General features: G+C 62.0%; 17 protein-coding genes. 13 read left to right on the plus strand and 4 right to left on the minus strand.

From position 1 onward, the window contains the following. The first annotated feature begins 134 nt into the window (after window positions 1-134). Complete coding sequence (locus tag HKK52_RS02770) at window positions 135-1,361, plus strand: OprD family porin (RefSeq protein WP_169369253.1); 1,227 nt, start codon at window positions 135-137, stop codon at window positions 1,359-1,361. A gap of 179 nt (window positions 1,362-1,540) precedes the next feature. On the opposite strand, the gene HKK52_RS02775 is transcribed toward HKK52_RS02770, so the two are convergent. Together HKK52_RS02775 and HKK52_RS02780 are read right to left on the minus strand one after the other, a co-directional pair. After that, window positions 1,541-2,323 (minus strand): transporter substrate-binding domain-containing protein, encoded by a 783-nt coding sequence (locus HKK52_RS02775; RefSeq protein WP_169374165.1) that lies wholly within the window; start codon window positions 2,321-2,323, stop codon window positions 1,541-1,543. A gap of 57 nt (window positions 2,324-2,380) precedes the next feature. Next, on the minus strand, window positions 2,381-3,352 hold the full coding sequence (locus HKK52_RS02780) for an NAD-dependent epimerase/dehydratase family protein (RefSeq protein WP_169369255.1): 972 nt from the start codon (window positions 3,350-3,352) through the stop codon (window positions 2,381-2,383). 90 nt (window positions 3,353-3,442) lie between these two features. Here HKK52_RS02780 and HKK52_RS02785 point away from each other — a divergent pair, with 90 nt between their 5' ends. Beyond that, window positions 3,443-4,333, plus strand: coding sequence for a LysR family transcriptional regulator (locus HKK52_RS02785; protein WP_169369257.1), 891 nt, complete (start codon window positions 3,443-3,445; stop codon window positions 4,331-4,333). Here HKK52_RS02785 and HKK52_RS02790 read toward each other — a convergent pair. Beyond that, window positions 4,326-5,033 (minus strand): cupin domain-containing protein, encoded by a 708-nt coding sequence (locus tag HKK52_RS02790; RefSeq protein WP_169369259.1) that lies wholly within the window; start codon window positions 5,031-5,033, stop codon window positions 4,326-4,328. The genes HKK52_RS02785 and HKK52_RS02790 overlap by 8 nt on opposite strands. A 61-nt stretch (window positions 5,034-5,094) precedes the next feature. Then, window positions 5,095-5,940, minus strand: a complete 846-nt coding sequence (locus tag HKK52_RS02795; protein ID WP_169369261.1) for a GNAT family N-acetyltransferase — start codon at window positions 5,938-5,940, stop codon at window positions 5,095-5,097. 242 nt (window positions 5,941-6,182) lie between these two features. Between HKK52_RS02795 and HKK52_RS02800 the strand changes: the two genes are divergently transcribed. The 11 genes from HKK52_RS02800 to argE all read left to right on the plus strand — a co-directional run bounded on the left by HKK52_RS02800 (window position 6,183) and on the right by argE (window position 19,621). Continuing rightward, a complete protein-coding gene (locus tag HKK52_RS02800) occupies window positions 6,183-7,655 on the plus strand; it encodes an aldehyde dehydrogenase family protein (protein WP_169369263.1) in 1,473 nt (490 codons plus the stop codon). A gap of 591 nt (window positions 7,656-8,246) precedes the next feature. After that, a complete protein-coding gene (locus HKK52_RS02805; RefSeq protein WP_169369265.1) occupies window positions 8,247-8,915 on the plus strand; it encodes a haloacid dehalogenase type II in 669 nt (222 codons plus the stop codon). 25 nt (window positions 8,916-8,940) lie between these two features. Beyond that, window positions 8,941-10,215, plus strand: coding sequence for an NAD(P)/FAD-dependent oxidoreductase (locus HKK52_RS02810; protein WP_169369267.1), 1,275 nt, complete (start codon window positions 8,941-8,943; stop codon window positions 10,213-10,215). 83 nt (window positions 10,216-10,298) lie between these two features. Next, on the plus strand, window positions 10,299-11,936 hold the full coding sequence (locus HKK52_RS02815; RefSeq protein ID WP_169369269.1) for an ABC transporter substrate-binding protein: 1,638 nt from the start codon (window positions 10,299-10,301) through the stop codon (window positions 11,934-11,936). A gap of 45 nt (window positions 11,937-11,981) precedes the next feature. Beyond that, entirely contained in the window at window positions 11,982-12,938 is a 957-nt protein-coding gene (locus HKK52_RS02820; protein WP_169369271.1) for an ABC transporter permease, read from the plus strand. Next, the gene (locus tag HKK52_RS02825) at window positions 12,935-13,810 is read left to right on the plus strand and encodes an ABC transporter permease (RefSeq protein ID WP_169369273.1); all 876 of its coding nucleotides are present in this window, start codon (window positions 12,935-12,937) and stop codon (window positions 13,808-13,810) included. The genes HKK52_RS02820 and HKK52_RS02825 overlap by 4 nt, the downstream gene beginning before the upstream one ends. A 1-nt stretch (window position 13,811) precedes the next feature. Then, window positions 13,812-15,653 carry an ABC transporter ATP-binding protein gene (locus HKK52_RS02830; RefSeq protein WP_169369275.1) on the plus strand — a complete coding sequence of 614 codons (1,842 nt, stop codon included), beginning with the start codon at window positions 13,812-13,814 and terminating at the stop codon, window positions 15,651-15,653. Then, entirely contained in the window at window positions 15,650-15,958 is a 309-nt protein-coding gene (locus HKK52_RS02835) for a (2Fe-2S)-binding protein (RefSeq protein WP_169369277.1), read from the plus strand. The genes HKK52_RS02830 and HKK52_RS02835 overlap by 4 nt, the downstream gene beginning before the upstream one ends. Further along, window positions 15,940-17,316: an FAD/NAD(P)-dependent oxidoreductase gene (locus HKK52_RS02840; RefSeq protein ID WP_169369278.1), complete on the plus strand. Its 1,377-nt coding sequence runs from the start codon at window positions 15,940-15,942 to the stop codon at window positions 17,314-17,316. Before HKK52_RS02835 ends, HKK52_RS02840 begins: the two co-directional genes overlap by 19 nt. After that, entirely contained in the window at window positions 17,313-18,467 is a 1,155-nt protein-coding gene (locus tag HKK52_RS02845; RefSeq protein ID WP_169369280.1) for an NAD(P)/FAD-dependent oxidoreductase, read from the plus strand. Before HKK52_RS02840 ends, HKK52_RS02845 begins: the two co-directional genes overlap by 4 nt. Then, the gene (gene argE, locus HKK52_RS02850; protein WP_169369282.1) at window positions 18,464-19,621 is read left to right on the plus strand and encodes an acetylornithine deacetylase; all 1,158 of its coding nucleotides are present in this window, start codon (window positions 18,464-18,466) and stop codon (window positions 19,619-19,621) included. The genes HKK52_RS02845 and argE overlap by 4 nt, the downstream gene beginning before the upstream one ends. Window positions 19,622-19,810: the final 189 nt, after the last annotated feature.

Consider the following 19,810-nt stretch of genomic DNA (forward strand, 5'->3'; position numbering starts at 1 on the left):
CCTCGACCCGAAGAATCCGCTCCCGACGCAGGTCACTGCGTTCGCTCCCCCCACGACACCTTTATAAAAACAAGATCGGACGCGACCGCCACGCCCCCGAGAGGGTTCGCTCGTGTCTGCAAAAGGAGCACGTCATGCGCCATTTCATCTACACCCCGCTCGGCACCTTGCTCGGCTTGGGCCTGATCGGTGTGCCCAACGCCCAGGCGGATTTCATCGCCGACAGCAAAGGCAGCCTGGAAGCTCGCAATTTCTACTTCAACCGCGACTTTCGCCAGGAAGGGGCGCGGGACAAGGCCGAAGAATGGGCGCAGGGGTTTCTGTTGCGCATGGAGTCCGGCTACACCGCGGGCACCTTGGGTTTTGGCCTGGACGCCTTGGGCATGGCCGGTTTCAAACTGGACTCTGGCGGCGGCACGGCGGGCACCAATCTGTTGCCGCCGGATTCGTCTGGCGGTTCGCAGGACCAATATGGCGAGTTGGGCCTGACCGCCAAGGTGCGCTTGTCCAACAGCACCTTGAAATTGGGGACGTTGCAGATCAAGGACCCGGTGGTGAGTTCCAACGACACGCGGCTGTTGCCGGGCACCTTCAAGGGCGGCTTGCTCAGCGTGCAGGAAATCGAGCGGTTGAAGCTGACCGCCGGGCAATTCACCCAGATCAATTTTGTCGACTCCACCGATTATCAGGACATGAGCGCCAACCGCATCGGCGGCAGCAGCGACAAGTTTCAGTTCGCCGGCGCGGACTATCAGTTTCTGCCCAACCTCACGGCGCAATACCGCTACGGCAAGCTGGAAAACATCTATCAGCAGAATTACCTCGGCTTCGTCCATGCCCTGGACCTGGGCGCTGGCCAATCGCTGAAGAGTGACGTGCGGTATGCGCGCAGTACCGAGGACGGCAACTTTCGCAAGATCGACAACCAAGCCTTCGGCGCGCTGTTTACCTACAGTCTCGGCGGGCATGCGGTGGGTTTCGGCTACCAGCGCATGAGCGGCGACGATCCGTTTCCGTACATCGGTCGTAGCGATCCATATCTGGTCAACTTCGTGCAGATCGGTGACTTCGCCAACATCGACGAACATTCCTGGCAGGCCCGCTACGACTACAACTTTGCCGCACTGGGTATTCCGGGTTTGAGCTTTATGACTCGCTACATCTCTGGCGACAACGTGCAGCGCACAGCGCCGGGCGAAGGCAAGGAATGGGAGCGCAACACCGACATCGCCTACGTGGTGCAGGACGGCACGCTAAAAGGGCTCGGGTTTAAATGGCGCAACGCGTCGGTGCGTTCGAACTTTGGCAATGATCTGGATGAGAATCGGTTGATCGTCAGCTATACCGTGGGGCTTTGGTAAAGCCCGCTCATTTTCCAGTCCACCGAAAACCCAGTGGCCCAACCCTCTCTATGTAGCAGCTGGCGAAGCCTGCGTCTGACTGCGCAGCAGTCGTGAATCCCGTACACGCGGTGTGCCTGACAGACCGCGGCGTCTGGTTTTACGACTGCTGCGCAGCCGGACGCAGGCTTCGCCAGCTGCTACGGGATCGCCAACCACTGGCCCACAACTTTCTGATAATTCCCAGTCACCTTGCTCAGATGCAACCACTGATCCACATACTGCTTCCACGCCATGTCATCTCGGGGCAGCAGATAAGCCTTCTCGCCATACTGGAAATACTGGCTCGGATTGACCGCACACAACCCGGGCTTGAGTTTCTGTTGATACAACGCCTCGGACGCGTCGGTAATCATCACGTCGGCCTTCTTATCCAGCAGCGCCTGGAACAGCGTCACATTGTCGTGCAGCAGCAACTGCGCCTTGGGCAGGAAGGCATGCACAAACGCCTCGTTGGTGCCGCCCGCCGGTTCAATCAAACGCACTGATGGCTGGTTGATCTGCTCGACTGTCTGGTAACGCGCCTGATCTTCGCAGCGCACCAACGGCACCTTGCCATCGACGTCGAGGGTGCTGCTGAAAAAGGCTTTTTTCTGCCGTTCCAGCGTCACCGAAATCCCGCCCATCGCGATATCGCATTTACCCGCCAGCAGGTCAGGCATCAGGGTTTTCCAGGTGGTTTGTTCCCATTTCACCTTGGCGCCCAGGCTGTCAGCCAGCGAGCGGGCCATCGCGATGTCGATGCCTTCGTATTCGCCGTTTTCAGTTTTGTAGGTGTAGGGCTTGTAGTCCCCGGTGGTGCACACCGTCAGCACACCTTGCTGGATGACGCTATCGAGATGCGACGGTGTTTCCTGTGCCTGCACGCCCCAGGGCAGGGCTAGCAGTCCACAGAAGAGCAGTGTGTGTTTTTTGTTGTTCATCGGTTCGGCGCTCACTTTCAAATCCTATGAGAGGTGCGCCGAGTATCGCTGAAAGTTTCAACGATTGGGCAGCGAAAGACAGCCCAAACCCTTCAGGGTGGTTTCGACCGCTTGCTCCAGCGGCGTGTGCGGCTCGGTCCCGAGCACCGCGAGCAAACGGCTGTTGTCCATGCGCAGCGATTGTTGCCACAGGTAGCGCATCTCCAGCAGTTCACGCAGGGTGGTCACGAACGGCGAGACCAAGCGCGCCAGCCACCACGGAAATGGGCGCAGTTTTGCCTGTCCGCCATGGCGATCGACACAACGCGCTACAGCGGTAGCGAGCTGCGTACCATCAGCGTCCCAATGCCCGTCCATATGGAAGGTAGAGAAGGGCGCCAACTGCTCGCGATGATTGAGCAATTGCACGACGGTTTGCGCCACATCCGGTAAATACGACCACTGATGGCCAACACCAGGATCGCTCGGCAAATGGATGCGTTTCACCGCTTGCCCAGGCTTGACCATCCCTTGGGAAAACCAGCTGTTGCCGGCCTGCGGACCAAAGAAATCCCCTGCCCGCAGCACAATCGCCCGCGCTCCTTGCTGCGTTGCGGCGAGCAAGCGTTGTTCGAGCTGGACGCGGATCTGGCCTTTGCGGGTCAGTGGATGCTGGGGGGAATCTTCGGTCAACACGGGGAAGGCGTCCGGGCCGAAGTTGTAGACCGTGCCGGGCAACACCACCGTGGCGCCTTCCTTCAGGGCGGCGGCGATGGTGTTGTCGATCATCGGCAGCACCAGCTCGTTCCAGCGAAGATAGCCGGGGGGATTGACCCCGTGGATCAGCACGCTGCAACCCTGCGCGGCGCGCATCACGTCATCGCGATTCAGTGCATCGCCACGCAAATAGAGAATGCCGTCACGGGTTTCGCTGCTTTGCGCGAGCCCGCGTTGCAGCGCTTGGACCTGCCACCCCGCGTCGCGCAACTGCCGCGCCACTTCACCGCCGATGCCGCCCGTTGCACCCAGTACCAGAACTTTCTGCGCCATATCACGTTCTCCCGAATCGAGATCTATTCTGGTACCGCAGGCGGGATCAAAGAAATTGCTGAATATCCACCACTAGCTATACATTTATGTATGACTAAAAATATCGGTTGGGAACTCTATCGAAGCTTTCTGGCGGTGCTGACCCACGGCTCACTGTCTGCGGCTGCGCGAGCGCTGGGCATTACCCAACCCACGGTGGGCCGGCACATTGCCGAACTGGAAGCTTCGTTCAAACAGACGTTATTCACGCGCTCAAGAACCGGCTTGATGCCGACCGAAGCCGCGTTGACCTTGCGCAGTTACGCCGAGGCCATGCACAGCAACGCGGCGGCGCTGGAGCGGGCAATGGCCGGGCAGGGGCAAACGACCGGCGGCACGGTGCGCATTACCGCCAGTGAAGTGATTGCTGTGGAAGTGCTGCCGCCCGCACTGGCGCAACTGCGTCAGGCGCATCCACAACTCACCATTGAGCTGGTGGCCACCAACCGCGTGCAGGATTTGTTGCAACGTGAGGCCGACATCGCCGTGCGCATGACCGCGCCGAAACAGGAGCAACTCATTGCGCGCAGTGTCGGCCACGTCAAGGTCGGACTTCATGCCCGGACCGATTACCTGCAGCAGTTCGGCACGCCGGCACTGCCGGCGGATCTGGCTCGGCACACCGTGATTGGCTTCGACACCGAGACGCCGTTCCTGCGCGCCGCCAGCAAACGGGTGCCAGGCTGGGGCCGTGAAGGCTTTTCCCTGCGCTGCGACAGCGACCTGGCGCAACTGGCCTTGATCCGCGCGGGCGCGGGCATCGGTTTTTGCCAGTCGGCCGTGGCCAGGCGTGACGCGAGTCTGGTGCCGGTATTACCCGAGCACCTGACCTTCCAACTGGACGCCTGGGTCACCATGCACGAAGACCTGCGCAACAGCCCGCGCTGCAAAGTGGTCTTCGACGCCCTGGTCCAGTGCCTGCTGGCGCATACCGCTATCTGACCGCATACACCTTGCGCACATAGCGCGTGCTTTTCCACGCGCACGGCGCACCTTGCGGCACGAACACGCTGTCACCGGGGTTGACCGTTACGCTTGAGCCATCGGGCGCGAGCAAGGTCACGCTGCCTTCGAGCAAGTGCATCAGCTCATTGAGCTTGTGCGCACGGCCATGGCGTTCGTAAGGCGTGGAGTCCCAGACGCCGACGCGCAGATCGGTGGCCTCGTCTTCAAAGGCATTGCGTGACCGGCATTGCGGCGTCGGGCCGATCAGGATTTGCGGCTCCGGTGCCGCCGAAGGCGAGAGCATCGCCAGAGGATCAAGCAGGGTCAGGCCGGGCGTCGGCACGGCGGTGGTCATGGCACAAAAGGCCCATTGTGTACCGGCGTGCGCTTCGATCCGCAGGGTGGTGCCGCGACCGATCACCGCGCTGTCACCCACACCCAGCTCCAGGGTCTGCTCCGGGGTGTTCAGCCGCACATGGCCGGCGTGAACCACGAGCACTTCGGTGTGCGGGAAATCCTCGATCGCAAACACTTCGTCAGTTTCGACAATGCCGGCAGACACGCCGTCAATACCCGTCCAGGCAACCCGACGCTGGTCCATAAACGGATCGGCAGCACTCAACGGCAGCGTTTTGAAAGGCGTGACAACGCGGCTGCCGTCGGCGCGCGCCAACAGCAGAACAGTGGGTTGGGACATACGGGTGACGCTCCATGCAAATAAAGGTGTGGGGTGACGCAGGTTTGATCGGGCCAAGCGATCAGCCGATGGCTTGGGTGACCACGGCAAATTGGCGCACGCCGTCGGCCGCTTGTGGCGGGGTGCCACGGGCCATCTGCGCGACGGTGTCGACCTGCTTGAGGCCGGCCGTTTCCAGCCAGTCGCTAAGGCCGCTGTCCGCCGGAATGTCGATACGCACGAAGGTATCCGGCACCAGGGCCAGTAACACGGCGATCAGGTGTTGGGCCTGTTCGAGGTTTTCGGCGACCACCGGGCCGACACCGCGACCTCGGCCGTAGGGGCGCAGCATGGCGAAGCCGTGCACTTGGCCGTCGCGCTCGATGACCACGGCGTGCTCGATGACATCGAACAGGTCGTTGAGCACGGTTTGTCGATCCATGCCGGTGCTGGTGTTGGCCAGTTCCAGCACCCGCGCCTTATCGGCGTCCCGCAGCGGGCGACAGGTTTCGCCCTCGGCCAGCGGCGCCGGATCGGGCGCTTGCACCAGGCCTTGGCGCTGCTGAATCCGTCCGAACTCGACAAAGCCCTGACTGACATACAACGGCGCACCGGCGAGGGTTGCGTTCAACAATGGCGTGCGTTTCTGGCAAGCATCCAGTGCCTGTTCCATCAACTGGCGACCGATGCCCTTGCCTTGATAATCGTCGCTGACAATCACCAGGCCAATGGTGGCGAAATCCCCTTGCGGGCAGGTGAACGCCGTGCCGATCAGACGCTCGCCATCCAGCGCGACAAAGCCATCGCTGAGCCGCAGCACCATCGCCCAGTCGTCCAGCCGATGCGGCCATTTCAACTGCACGGACAAGGCATGGGCCGCCGGCAGATCGGCAGCGGTCATCGGGCGATAAAGGTAAGGGGCGGACATGGCGAGTCTCCGTTGAACAATGTGCACGAACGGCCGGTTTTCCGGCGTGATGGAGCCTGTATCCCATCTGCATGAAGGCCTGACAAGAGGGCCCGGAACATTCGGCAGATTCCGCGAGGCAAAGGCCACAAGACCACACTTACTACTTAATTGCACGGCAAGGTCGGCAGCAAATGCTTGGGCTTTTTTTCTACGATGGAAGCCTGAATCAATGACTCGCCAGCCCTATTTTGGAGTGCTCCATGGATAGCTTCGATCCTCGTCTTATCGCTGTGCGCAGCGCTCACTTTATCGGCGGCCAGTACCGCGATGCCCAACCCGGACTTGAGGTCGTGCGGCCGTCGGATGGCCAGGTCTACGCCGAGTTACCGATCGCCGATGCCGACCTGGTGGATGAAGCGGTCAACAATGCCTGGCAGGCGTTCAATCGCAGCGATTGGGCCAGCCGTCCGCCCCGGGAGCGGGCGCGGGTCATGCGCCGTTGGGCTGATTTGATCGAAGCGGATGCGGAGATTCTTGCGCCGTTGGAAGCCGTCGGCTCGACCCGCCCACATAAAGATGTGATCGCTTGGGATATTCCTTATGTCGCCGAAGGCATTCGCTTTTTCGCCGAACTGGCGGACAAGCACGGCGGCCAGGTCGCGGCGACCCAGACTGATCGGCTGGGCATGCAGATCGCCGAACCCTACGGCGTGATCGCGGCCATCGCACCGTGGAATTTCCCGTTGAGCATGGCGTCGTGGAAAGTCGCCCCGGCCTTGGCCGCCGGCAATGCCGTGGTGCTCAAGCCTTCGGAGTTGACGCCGTTCTCCAGCCTGCGTTTTGCCGAATTGGCGTTTCAGGCCGGCATTCCAGCGGGGATTTTCAACGTGGTGCAGGGCGATGGCCGCGTCACGGGTGACGCCTTGTGCCGGCACCCGCGCGTGGGCAAGGTGACCTTTACCGGTTCCACCGCGACCGGGTCGAGCATCATGTCCACCTGCGCGTTGGTGGGGCCGAAACCGGTGACCCTGGAACTCGGCGGCAAGAGTCCGCAACTGGTGTTCGCTGATGTGCCGGACATCGCGAAAACCGCACGCACCGTGGCGCTGGCCATTACCGGGAATGCCGGGCAGGTTTGCGTGTCCGGTTCGCGATTGTTGATCCAACGCTCGATCATGGAGCCGTTTATCGCGCACTTGCAGGCGTACTTCGAGGAGTTGCGCCCCGGGCCGACCTGGTCGCCTGAAAGCACGCTGTCGCCGATCATTTCCCGGCTCCAGGCCAATCGCATCGACGGCATCGTCCAGCGCTCGCGCCAGGCCGGGGCCGAAGTGCTGACCGGTGGCGGATTGTTCGAAGGACTGGGCGGTGCGTATTACCAACCGACGCTGCTGGCCGGCCTCGACAACCAGAACCCGGCGGTCTGCGAAGAAATCTTCGGCCCGGTACTGACGGTGCAGGCGTTCGATGACGAAGAACAGGCCCTGAGCCTGGCCGCCCATGCCACTTACGGGTTAGCCGCGGGCGTGCACACCGCCGATATCAATCGCGCCTTGCGACTGGTGCGCAAGCTGGAAGCGGGGACGGTGTGGGTGAACCGTTACGGTCGCAGTAACGACTACATCCTGCCGACCGGTGGCTACAAACGCTCGGGGATCGGCAAGGATTTGGGGCGAGAAGCGTTTGAAGCCAACCTGCGCTTCAAGAGCGTTTTGATCGATATCCTCCAATAGATACCCCATAGCAGCTGCCGAGCCTGTGTTCGCTTGTAGCAGCTGCCGAGCCTGTGTTCGCTTGTAGCAGCTGCCGAGCCTGCGTTCGCTTGTAGCAGCTGCCGAGGCACGAGGCTGCGTTCGGCTGCGAAGCAGTCGTGAATTCAAGCGATGCGGTGTTTCAGTTACACCGAGTGCTCAGGTTTTACGACTGCTTCGCAGCCGAACGCAGCCTCGTACCTCGGCAGCTGCTACAAGCGAACGCAAGCTCGACAATCTCAGCCAAACGGGCGCTTCCTCAGGGACGCGCCCGTTTTCATTCCGCCCGGCGCAGTTTCTGCGGCCAATCGCGGCACACGCGGGCCGCACAGGTCTATAAAGGTCCATAAGAGCGCACAAATACGGGGTTTGCCCAAGGCTGGAGCGGGCCGCAAAGTCTGCTGAGGGGGGCGGTCAAAACGGTGGTTTGTATCGAGCAGAGGTCGCTTTTAACGCCATCTGCTGATTTCACGGTGTTGTAATGACGGTGTGCTGCAGCGTTGCATCTGAGCCTTACCCACGACGCGAATGCCAGTCACGCCATGACCTCAACGAACTTCAGGACCGCACTCAATGAGCTTTCTTCGCCCCAAATTCATTACGTTCGACTGCTACGGTACGCTGACCAATTTCCACATGGGCACGATGACCCGCGAGCTTTTCGCTGATCGCGTCCCTGCCGAGCAGATGGACCAATTCGTCAAGGATTTCTCGGCCTATCGCCTGGACCAGGTCATGGGTGACTGGATGCCTTACGACGAAATCCTCAAGACCGCTCTGGCCCGGACCTGCAAGCGTTGGGGCATCGAATACCGCGACGAAGGTCAGCTGTATTACGACGCCGTGCCGACCTGGGGCCCGCACCCGGACGTCCCGGCCGGCCTGTCGAAAATCGCCGACAAGATCCCCCTGGTGATTTTCTCCAACGCCAGCAACAGCCAGATCATGTCCAACGTCGACAAGCTCGGCGCGCCGTTCCACAAGGTCTTCACCGCCGAGCAGGCCCAGGCCTACAAGCCGCGCCTGGCCGCGTTCGAGTACATGCTCGACAACCTCAACTGCGGCCCGGAAGACATCTTGCATGTGTCCTCCAGCTTCCGTTACGACCTGATGCCGGCCCACGACATGAAGATCAAGAACAAGGCCTTCGTCGCCCGAGGCCATGAAGTGCCGGGCAACGCGTTCTACGGCTACCAGCAGATCACCGATATCGGTGGGCTCGCGGCACTGGTCGGTCTCTGAGTCATCACCGCATAAGGGGTTGGACATGGGCAGTGAATCCTACTGGCTCGACACCGCACCGGCCTTCACCGGTGCCCAGCTCGGCGCGTTGCCCGGGCAGGTCGACGTGGCCATCGTCGGTGGCGGTTTTACCGGTTTGGCGGCGGCCCGGGCCTTGGCCTTGAAGGGCGCCAGTGTGGTGGTGCTCGAAGCCGGGCGGGTGATCGGCGAAGCCTCGGGGCGCAACGGCGGCCAGTGCAACACCGGGGTGGCCCAGGATTACGCCGGGCTCAGCGCCAGCCTCGGTGCCGACAAGGCGCGGGCCTATTATCAGGCCTACGAAAGCGCGGTGCAGAGCGTGGTGTCGCTGGTGGAACAGGAACAGATCGCCTGCGACCTGATCCGCAACGGCAAGCTCAAATTGGCCGCCAAGCCGATGCACTACGAAGGGCTGGCGCGCACCTGCGAATTGATTCGCAAGGAAGTCGATGCCGAGGTCGAGTTGCTGTCCGCCGAACAGACCCGCGCCGAAGTGAATTCGGCGCAGTTTCACGGCGGTTTGTTGCAGCGCAACGGCGTGCAAATGCACGTCGGGCGCTTCGGCGTCGGACTGGCCGAGGCTGCGGCACGCCACGGTGCGCTGATCCACCAAGGCACGTCGGTGCTGGACTGGAGAGCCCAGGCCGGCGGTTATCAGGTCAACACCAGCAAGGGTTCGTTGCACGCCGGGCAAGTCTTGCTGGCGACCGGCGCGTGTCAGCACGGCGGCTTGGGCTGGTATCGGCGGCGGATCGTGCCGGTGGGCAGTTTTGTGATTGCCACCGAAGTGCTCTCGAAAGAGTTGATTGAGCAACTGCTGCCGGGTCGCCGCGCGTACGTCACCAGCCGCATGATCGGTAACTACTTCCGCCTGACCCCGGACAACCGTTTGCTGTTCGGCGGCCGTGCCCGGTTTGCCATGTCTGACAGCGTGAATGACGCCAAAAGCGGCAAGGTCCTGCAAGCGGCGATGGTGCAGATGTTCCCGCAATTGGCCAACGTGAAAATCGATTACTGCTGGGGCGGCCTGGTGGACATGACCTCCGACCGACTCCCAAGGGCCGGCCAGCACGGCGGCGTTTATCACTCCATGGGCTACAGCGGCCACGGCGTGCAGATGTCGGTGCACATGGGCCAGGTCATGGCCGAGGTGATGGCCGGCAACGTCGAAGCCAACCCTTGGCGCGAACTCGACTGGCCGGCGATTCCCGGGCATTTCGGCAAGCCGTGGTTCCTGCCGTTCGTGGGCGCTTATTACCGCTTCCAGGACTATTTGCATTGAGTTGATGTTGTGGCGTCACCGTCGTTTGCGTTTCAACGCCCCGGACAACCGGAGCCTTCTCCTTCTCGACAGGTACAACTGATATGACTGACAACAAGATCGACTCACCCCTGATTTCCGGCCAGGACAGCCTGCGCGTATTCGAAGGCCTCAATCGTGGCATGTCGCGCCGCAACGCCCTGCAAATGCTCGGTGTGGCGGGTGTTGCAGCAGCGGGCGCCGGCAGCCTGTTTGGCGCCGCTGGCAAGCTGTTTGCCGAGGAAGCCGCAACACCGGGCAAAGGCAAACCCGGCGGGCGCATTCGTGTCGCCGGCATGTCCAGTTCCACCGCTGATACGCTCGACCCGGCCAAAGGCGCGCTCTCTACCGATTACGTACGCCACTTCATGTTCTACAACGGCCTGACCCGTTTCGACACGCACCTGGTGCCGCAACTGGAACTGGCCGAGCGCATCGACAACACCGATGCCACGCTGTGGACCATCACCCTGCGCAAGGACGTGACCTTTCACAACGGCAAGACCCTGAGCGCTGCCGACGTGGTGTTCTCGCTGTCACGGCACAAGGACCCGCTGACCGGTTCCAAAGTCATGCCGTTGATGGAACAGTTCGCCGAGATCAAGGCCACCGGCACCAACGAAGTGCAGATCCGCCTCAGCGCGCCGAATGCCGAGTTGCCATCGATCCTCGCCGTGTCGCACCTGTTGATCGTTCCCGAAGGCACCACTGACTTCAACCAGGGCATCGGCACCGGGCCGTTCAAGGTCAAGGAATTCAAACCCGGCGTGCGCTCGATTGCCGCGCGCAACACCGGCTACTGGAAACCGGGCCTGCCGTACCTCGACGAGATCGAGTTCATTGCGATTGGCGACGAGGCATCGCGGGTCAACGCGCTGCTGTCCGGCGACGTGCACATGATCAACGAGGTCAACCCGCGTTCCACCTCCCGGATCAAGGCCAGCGCCAAGCACCGGGTCGTCGATGCGCCGTCGGGCAACTACACTGACTTGATCATCCGTCAGGATCAGATGCCGGGCAAAAGCGCGGAATTCACCCAGGCCATGAAGCACCTGTTGGACCGCGAACAGATCAAATCCGCCGTATTCCGTGGCTTTGCCGTGGTCGGTAACGACCATCCGATTGCCCCGGGTTCGCGCTACTACAACGCCGACCTGCCGCAAACCGTCTACGACCCGGAAAAAGCCAAGTTCCTGCTGAAGAAGGCTGGCATGGAAAGCATCAGCATGCCGCTGGTCGCATCCCCTGCGGCAACCGGATCGGTGGACATCGCCGTGCTGTTGCAGCAATCGGCGAAACAGGCCGGGCTCAAGCTCGACGTCAACCGTTTGCCGAGCGACGGCTACTGGTCCAACCACTGGATGAAGCACCCGCTGAGCTTCGGCAACATCAACCCGCGACCGAATGCCGACGTGATGTTCTCGCAGTTCTTCCAGTCGAAGGCGCCGTGGAATGAATCCGGTTGGCAGAACGACCAGTTCGACCAGTTGCTGATGCTCGCTCGCGGTGAAACCGACGACGCCAAGCGCAGCAAGATGTACGCGGACATGCAAACCCTGGTGCATGACCACTGCGGCATCGGCGTGCCGGTGTTCATCAGCAACATCGACGGCGTCGACCAGCGCATCAAAGGCTACGGCAGCAACCCGCTGGGCGGGTTCATGGGCTACATGTTCGCCGAACAGGTCTGGCTGGATGCTTGATGGGTGGTTTCGCAGTACGTCAGGGACAGTGCAGGAGGGTAGGCGATGAATAGCAACACACTGTGGTTGATCGGTAGGCGCCTGGGCGCCGCGATCGTGACTTTGTTGATCGTGTCCATGGTCGTGTTTGCGATCACGGCGGTATTGCCGGGGGACGCGGCGCAACAATCCCTCGGGCAGTTCGCCACACCGGAACAGGTGGCGGCACTGCGCCTGAAACTGGGGCTCGACCAGCCCGGTGTGCTGCGTTACCTGCACTGGTTGATGAACCTGCTCAGCGGCGACATGGGCCTGTCGGTGTCCAACGCGATGCCGGTCACCGAGTTGATGGCGGGCCGGGTGCCGAACACCCTGATGCTGGCGGCCGCCACGGCGCTGGTGTCGGTGCCGGTGGCGTTGATCCTCGGCATTGGTTCGGCGATGGGCCGTGGCGGGCGTATCGACAGCTTCCTGAGCTTCTTCACCCTGGCCATGGTCGCCGTCCCGGAGTTTCTGGTGGCGACCCTGGCGGTGCTGATTTTCGCGGTGAACCTGGGCTGGTTATCGGCGCTGTCCTACGCCAGCGACATCACTTCACCGTGGCAATTCATGCGCACTTACGCCTTGCCGGTGATGACCCTGTGCTGCGTGATCGTCGCGCAAATGGCCCGGATGACCCGCGCCGCCGTCATCGATCAACTCGACAGCCCCTACGTGGAAATGGCCCGGCTCAAAGGCGTCAGCCCGATGCGCATCGTGCTGCGCCATGCCTTGCCCAATGCGATCGGGCCGATTGCCAATGCCATCGCCCTGAGCCTGTCGTACCTGCTGGGCGGGGTGGTGATTGTCGAGACGATCTTCAACTATCCCGGCATCGCCAGCCTGATGGTCGATGCCGTGACTAACCGCGACATGGCGCTGGTCCAGGCCTGCACCATGTTGTTTTGTACGGCGTACCTGGGGTTGGTGCTGATTGCCGACCTGTGCGCGATTCTGTCCAATCCGAGGCTGAGAAACCAATGAACAATCTCATTGTGAAATCGACGCCTGCGACCCCCGACCTGTCGGTTGGCAAGGTGTCCCATGGCCCGGCGTGGCTGGGTCTGATCGGGGCTGCGATGTGCGTGATCTGGTTGCTGGTGGCGATCTTCGGCCCATGGCTGGCGCCGCACCCGGTGGGGGAAGTGGTCTCCGACAATGTCTTCGACAGCATCAGTGCCGTGTACCCGTTTGGCACCGATTACCTGGGCCGCGACATGCTCAGCCGCGTTCTGGTCGGCGCGAAATTTACTGTCGGCCTGGCGTTGATCGCGGCGGTATTGGCCAGTGGTTTGGGCACCAGTTGTGCGCTGCTTTCAGTGGTGTCGCCGAAGTGGCTCGACGAAGTGATCAGTCGCTTGATGGATGCGTTTATCTCGATCCCGAGCAAGATGCTGGCGCTGATCATGGTCTCGGCTTTCGGCTCTTCGGTGACCTTGCTGATTTGCACGGCGGTGCTGAGCTTCACCCCCGGCGCGTTCCGCATTGCCCGCAGCATGGCGGTGAACATCGAAGCCCTGGAATACGTGCAAGTCGCCCGTACCCGTGGCGAACGCCGCTTGTACATCGCCTGCGTGGAAATCCTGCCGAACATGCTTAACCCGGTGCTGACCGACCTGGGCCTGCGCTTTGGCTTCATCGTCTTGCTGCTCAGCGGCATGAGTTTCCTCGGCCTCGGCGTGCAACCGCCGGACGCCGACCTCGGCTCCTTGGTCCGGGAAAACATCGGCGGCCTCAATCAGGGCGCGCCGGCCATCGTGATTCCGGCGCTGGCTATCGGCACGCTGACGATTGGCGTGAATCTGTTTATCGACAGACTGTCGTCCCGACGTAGTCGCCGTACGGGAGGTCATTGAGATGAGTGAATTGATTCGAGTCGAAGACCTGCGCGTGGTCGCCTGTGGCGAGCGCGGCGAGGTGGAAATCGTCAAGGGCGTGAGCTTCGCCCTGGAAAAAGGTGAAGTGCTGGCGTTGATCGGTGAGTCGGGCTCTGGCAAGACCACCATCGCCCTGGCGCTGCTGGGTTATGCGCGGCGCGGTTGCCGGTTGTCCGGCGGGGTGGTGCAGGTCGGCGAGCACGACATGCTCGCACTTAGCGAAAAGGAATTGCAGGGCCTGCGCGGCAACCGGGTGTCGTACATCGCGCAAAGCGCGGCGGCGGCGTTCAACCCGGCGAAGAAGTTGATCGACCAAGTGGTGGAGGGCGCATTGATTCATGGCCTCGGCAGCCGTGCGGTGCTTGAAGCCAAAGCCATCGAACTGTTCCGCGACCTGGCATTGCCGGATCCCGATCGCATTGGCCAGCGCTACCCGCATCAGGTCTCGGGCGGGCAACTGCAACGGGTGATGGCGGCCATGGCGCTGATCAGCGATCCGTTGCTGGTGGTGCTCGACGAACCGACTACTGCCCTCGACGTGACTACTCAGATTGATGTGTTGAGAGCCTTCAAACGCGTGGTCCGTGAACGTGGGGCGACGGCGGTCTACGTGTCCCACGACTTGGCGGTCGTCGCACAAATGGCCGATCAAATCGTCGTGCTCAATGGTGGCCAGATCTTTGAACAGAGCGCCACCGCGCCGCTGCTCAAAGGTCCGGCCCACGAATACACCCGAAGCCTGTTGGCAGCGGCGCGGCCCGACACGACCATTCGCCCTCCGTGCGGCGTGGCGGAAGAGACGCCGTTGCTGACGATCCAGGGCCTGACGGCCGGTTACGGCAACAAGAACATGCAAGGCATGCCGGCGATCCGCGTGCTGGAGGACATCGACCTGACCGTGCGCCGGGGCCAGGCCATCGGCGTGATCGGTGAGTCGGGTTCCGGAAAATCGACCTTGGCGCGGGTGGTGGCGGGGTTGCTGACCCCGGCGTTGGGCGGGCTGACCTTCGACGGTCAACCCTTGGGCGGCAGCCTCTCGGAGCGCACCGACGAACAGTTCCGCCGCATCCAGATGGTGTTCCAGAATGCCGACACGGCACTGAACCCGATGCACAGCGTCAGCACCATTCTCAGCCGGCCACTAAAGATGTATTTCGGCCTCAAGGGCGCGGCGTTGCGAGAGCGTATCGGCGAGTTGCTGGACCTGGTGCGCCTGCCGCGGACCATGGCCGAACGACGCCCGAATGAACTGTCCGGCGGGCAAAAACAACGGGTCAACCTGGCCCGTGCCTTGGCGGCCAAACCGGATCTTATCCTCTGCGATGAAGTGACCTCGGCGCTGGACACGGTGGTCGGTGCGGCGATTCTCGAATTGCTGCGCGACCTGCGCCAGGAACTGGGGGTTTCCTACCTGTTTATCAGCCACGACATCTCCACCGTTCGGGCGCTGTGCGATGACATTGTGGTGATGTACAGCGGCCACAAGATCCAGGCCGGCACTCGGCAGTCGTTTGCCCAGGCACCGTTCCATCCGTACACCGACCTGTTGATCCATTCGGTGCCGGAGTTGCGCCAAGGCTGGTTGGAAAACTGCGGCACCACCTGCGGTGAGCTACCGCCGATTGGTCCCAAAGCGAACGTGCCGGAACTCTGTACTTTTCTCAGTCGCTGTCCGGTGCGGGTCGATGGCTTGTGCAATCGCACCGCGCCGAGCCGCCGGATCATCGACGGCGGCAGTGAAATCCTCTGCCACCACGACAGCGCCGAGTTGCTGAAAACCCAGCAGGATCTGATCACCATGACCCAGGGAGCCTATGCATGAAGGGGCGTTTTGTGAGGCTGGCCGAGCAGGGCCGGCCGACCGTCAGTTTGCAGGTGGACGGCACGGCCATCGAGGCGTTGCAGGGCGACACCTTGATGGTGGCGTTGCTGACTCAGGGCAACGCGTTGCGCCAGTCGGAATTCGATTCGGGCCGTCGCGCTGGTTTCTGCCTGATGGGTGCCTGCCAGGATTGCTGGGTCTGGACCCGCAGCGGCGAGCGTCTGCGTGCCTGTTCCAATGAAGTCCGTGAAGGGCTGGACATCGTCACCACACAACCGGAGGCGACATGGCCACTGCACGGATAGTTATTGTCGGCGCCGGGCCGGCGGGTATTCGCTGTGCCGAGACGTTGCTGGCGGCGGGTTTCAAACCGATTCTGATCGATGAAAATCGCCGGGATGGCGGGCAGATCTATCGGCGGCAGCCGGAAGGGTTTACCCGTAATTACGCCACGCTTTATGGAACCGAAGCCGCCAAGGCTAAAGACCTGCACCTGAGTTTCGATCGCTTGCGCGGCTCGATTGATTACCGCCCCGACACCCTGGTGTGGAACCTGACGCCGGGACAGTTGTGCTGTGTCACACAAGGCAAGCACACGACGGTGGATTACGACGCGCTGATCCTCTGCACCGGCGCCACCGACCGCTTGATGCCGATTGAAGGCTGGCAACTGGCGGGGACCTACAGCCTCGGCGGGGCGCAGATTGCGCTCAAGTCCCAGGCGGTTTCCATTGGTCACAGCGTCGTGTTTATGGGCAGCGGGCCGTTGTTGTATCTGGTCGCCAGTCAATACGTGAAGGCGGGCGCGAAGGTGGCGGCGGTGCTCGACACCTCGCCGTTCAGCAAGCGCATCGGTGCCTTGCCTAAATTGCTGGCGCGACCCGGATTGCTGTTCACCGGAATGAAACTGTTGGCGCAGTTGTATCGGGCGAAGATCCCGGTGCACCTCGGCATTAAACCGCTGCAAGTGAAGGGAGACGCGGCCAACGGTGTCAGTGGTGTGCGGGCATTGACGGCGCGTGGCGAGACTATAAATGTGGATTGCGATGCCGTGGCCCTGGGTTATCACCTGCGCCCGGAAACCCAATTGGCGGATCTGGCCGGTTGCCGCATGCGCTTCGACGAGGCGTCCGGCCAATGGTGGCTGGCGGTGGATGAGGAAGGCCGGACTTCAGTCAGCGGCGTGTATGCCGCCGGTGATGGCTCGAAGATTCGCGGCGCGGACGCCGCCGAACACGCCGGTCGCCTGGTGGCCATGGCGCTGCTGGAAGACCTGCAGAAACCAGTGAACGCCGGATTGCGCGACGAAACACGTCAAGCATTGGCGGTCATGGACCAGTTTCGCCTCGGCCTGGCCCAGGCGTTCCCTTGGCCTGCCGAACAAGCCAAAGCCTTGCCCGATACCGCCATCGTGTGCCGCTGCGAGATGATCAGCGCCGGTGAATTACGTGCGGTCGTCAGCGAAAAGGGCGCCTGCGAAGTCAACCGGGCCAAGGCCTTCAGCCGGGTTGGCATGGGTCGCTGTCAGGGGCGTTATTGCTCCCAGGCTGGCGCTGAGGTGATCGCCGCAGCGGCGGGCGTCAGCGTGCAACAGGTTGGCCGCCAACGCGGACAGGCGCCGGTCAAACCGCTTTCGATGCTCACCGAGGAGGTGTCGCCATGACCGTACAGAAAGCCGATGTGCTGATTGTCGGCGGCGGCCTGATGGGCTCGGCGGCGGCGTTTTTCCTGCGCAAGCGCGGGCAGTCGGTGATCCTGCTGGAGCGTGACCAGATCGGTCAGTACGCCAGCGGCGTGAACTTCGGCAACGTCCGGCGTCAGGGGCGTTATCTCGGGCAACTGGAACTGGCGAATCGCTCCTGGGCGTTGTGGAAACGCTTGCCGGAGTTGATCGACGATGATCTGGAATTCATCGCCAGCGGGCATATGCGTGTGTGTTATCGCGAGGACGAAATTGCTGAGCTTGAGGCCTATGCCGCGGCACCCGAAGCCGCGCAACTGGACCTGAAGATTTATCGCGGTGCCGAGCTGCATGAGCGTTTCCCATTCCTTGGGCCGGATGTGAAGGGCGGCTCTTACGCGCCTCACGATGGCCACGCCAACCCGCGTCTGGCCGCCCCGGCATTTGCCCGCGCGGCCCGGCGTATCGGCGCGCAGATCGAAGAACAGACCGAAGTCGCCGAAGTGCAGAAGGTCGGTGGCGAGTTCAGCGTCACCACCACCGACGGTCGCCAGTTCAGCGCCGCACAACTATTGATTACCGCTGGAGCCTGGGGGCAGAAGCTGTCCCAACAATTCGGCGAACCGGTGCCCCTGGACACCCACGGCCCGCAAATGGCCGTGACCGAACCCGTGCCCTACGCCTTGCCCACGGTAATCGGCGTCTACACCAAGATTCCCGAAGAAGTGATCTACTTCCGCCAGATCCCCCGAGGCAACATCGTCATCGGCGGTGGCTATCGCAGTAAACCGGACATGCTCAATCGCCGGGCCTATGTCGAGCCGCGCAGCATCCTTAATCAGATGGATCAAATGCGCCGTCTGCTGCCGGGTGTCGGCAACCTCAACATCATCCGCGTGTGGAGTGGCATCGAAGGTTATCTGCCGGATTCCTTGCCGATCATGGGGCCAAGCGGTACGGTCGATGGCTTGTTCTATGCGTTCGGCTTCTGCGGTCATGGCTTCCAGCTCGGCCCTGGTGTCGGCGATGTGATGGCCGAACTGATCAGCACCGGCAGCACCAGCACTTCGATTGAGCCGTTCTCCATTCGCCGGTTCGCCCATTTAGCCGAGCAACGGAGCAAGGCCTCATGAAACCCCGTGTACTGGACATTCTCAAACGCCTGATGGCCTTCGACACCGTCTCTTCGGAGTCGAACATGGCCCTGATCGACTACGTGCGCGACCTGCTGCTGAGCAAGGGCATCGAGTCGCTGATCGTCAAGGATGAAACCGGCAAGAAAGCCAACCTGTTCGCCAGCACCGGCCCGAAAGAGCTGCCGGGAATTCTGCTGTCCGGCCACACCGACGTGGTGCCGGCGGCGGGGCAGGCCTGGACCGTGCCGCCGTTCCAGGCGACGGTGCAGGATGGCAAGATCTACGGGCGCGGCAGTTGCGACATGAAGGGCTTCATCGCCCTGGCCATTGACGCCATGCTCGACGCCGCTGACCACTCCCTGAGTCGACCGTTGCAATTGGCGTTGTCCCATGACGAAGAAACCGGTTGTGTCGGCGTGCGCCGCTTGCTCGACGTATTGCACCTGACGCCAGTGCGGCCGTTTTTGTGCCTGATCGGTGAGCCGACCAACATGCAGTTTGTGTTGGGGCACAAAGGCAAGGGCTCCTATCGCACCTACTGCCGGGGGCTGGAGGCGCATTCTTCGTTGGCACCGCGTTCGGTCAATGCGATTCACGTCGCGTGTGACTTCATCGCCGCGCTGCGGCAGAGCCAGCAGCAACTGCAAGAGCAGGGCGCCCAGGATGCCGACTACGACGTGCCTTACAGCACCGTGCACGTCGGGCAGATTGGCGGCGGCCGCGCACTGAATATTGTGCCGAACCTCTGCACCCTGGATTTCGAAGTGCGCAACCTGCCGGCGGACAATCTGGATCAGTTCCTGGAGCAGATGCAGGAACGCGCCGAACTGATCGTGCGCGAGGCGCGGTTGTTGTCGAGCGTGGCGGCGATCGAGATTGAAACCATCAACGTTTACCCCGGCCTCGATACGCATCCGAGTGTTGAAGCGGTGCGCTTTCTGAAGAACTTCGCCGCGCCGGATACCGGCACGGCCAAGGTCTCGTTCGGCACCGAGGGCGGGTTGTTCAAGCAGCGTCTGGATGTGCCGGTGGTCGTTTGCGGCCCGGGCTCGATTGAACAGGCGCACAAGCCGGACGAGTTTATCGAGATCAGCCAGATGGAGGCCGGGGAGCGGTTTCTTGAAGGTTTGCTCGGTTCCCTGAAGTTGTAGAGATGATCGTTCCCACGCTCCGCGTGGGAATGCCTCAACGGACGCTCCGCGTTCGGCTCTGAATGGGACGCGGAGCGTCCCTGGCTGCATTCCCACGCAGAGTGTGGGAACGATCATCTGCCGTTCCACCGCCAATTTCAGCATCCGACACTGTCCTCAAATCGCTTTCAGCATCCTCATCCGCCACAC

The organism is Pseudomonas sp. ADAK2 (assembly GCF_012935755.1).
Taxonomy (GTDB): Bacteria; Pseudomonadota; Gammaproteobacteria; order Pseudomonadales; family Pseudomonadaceae; genus Aquipseudomonas.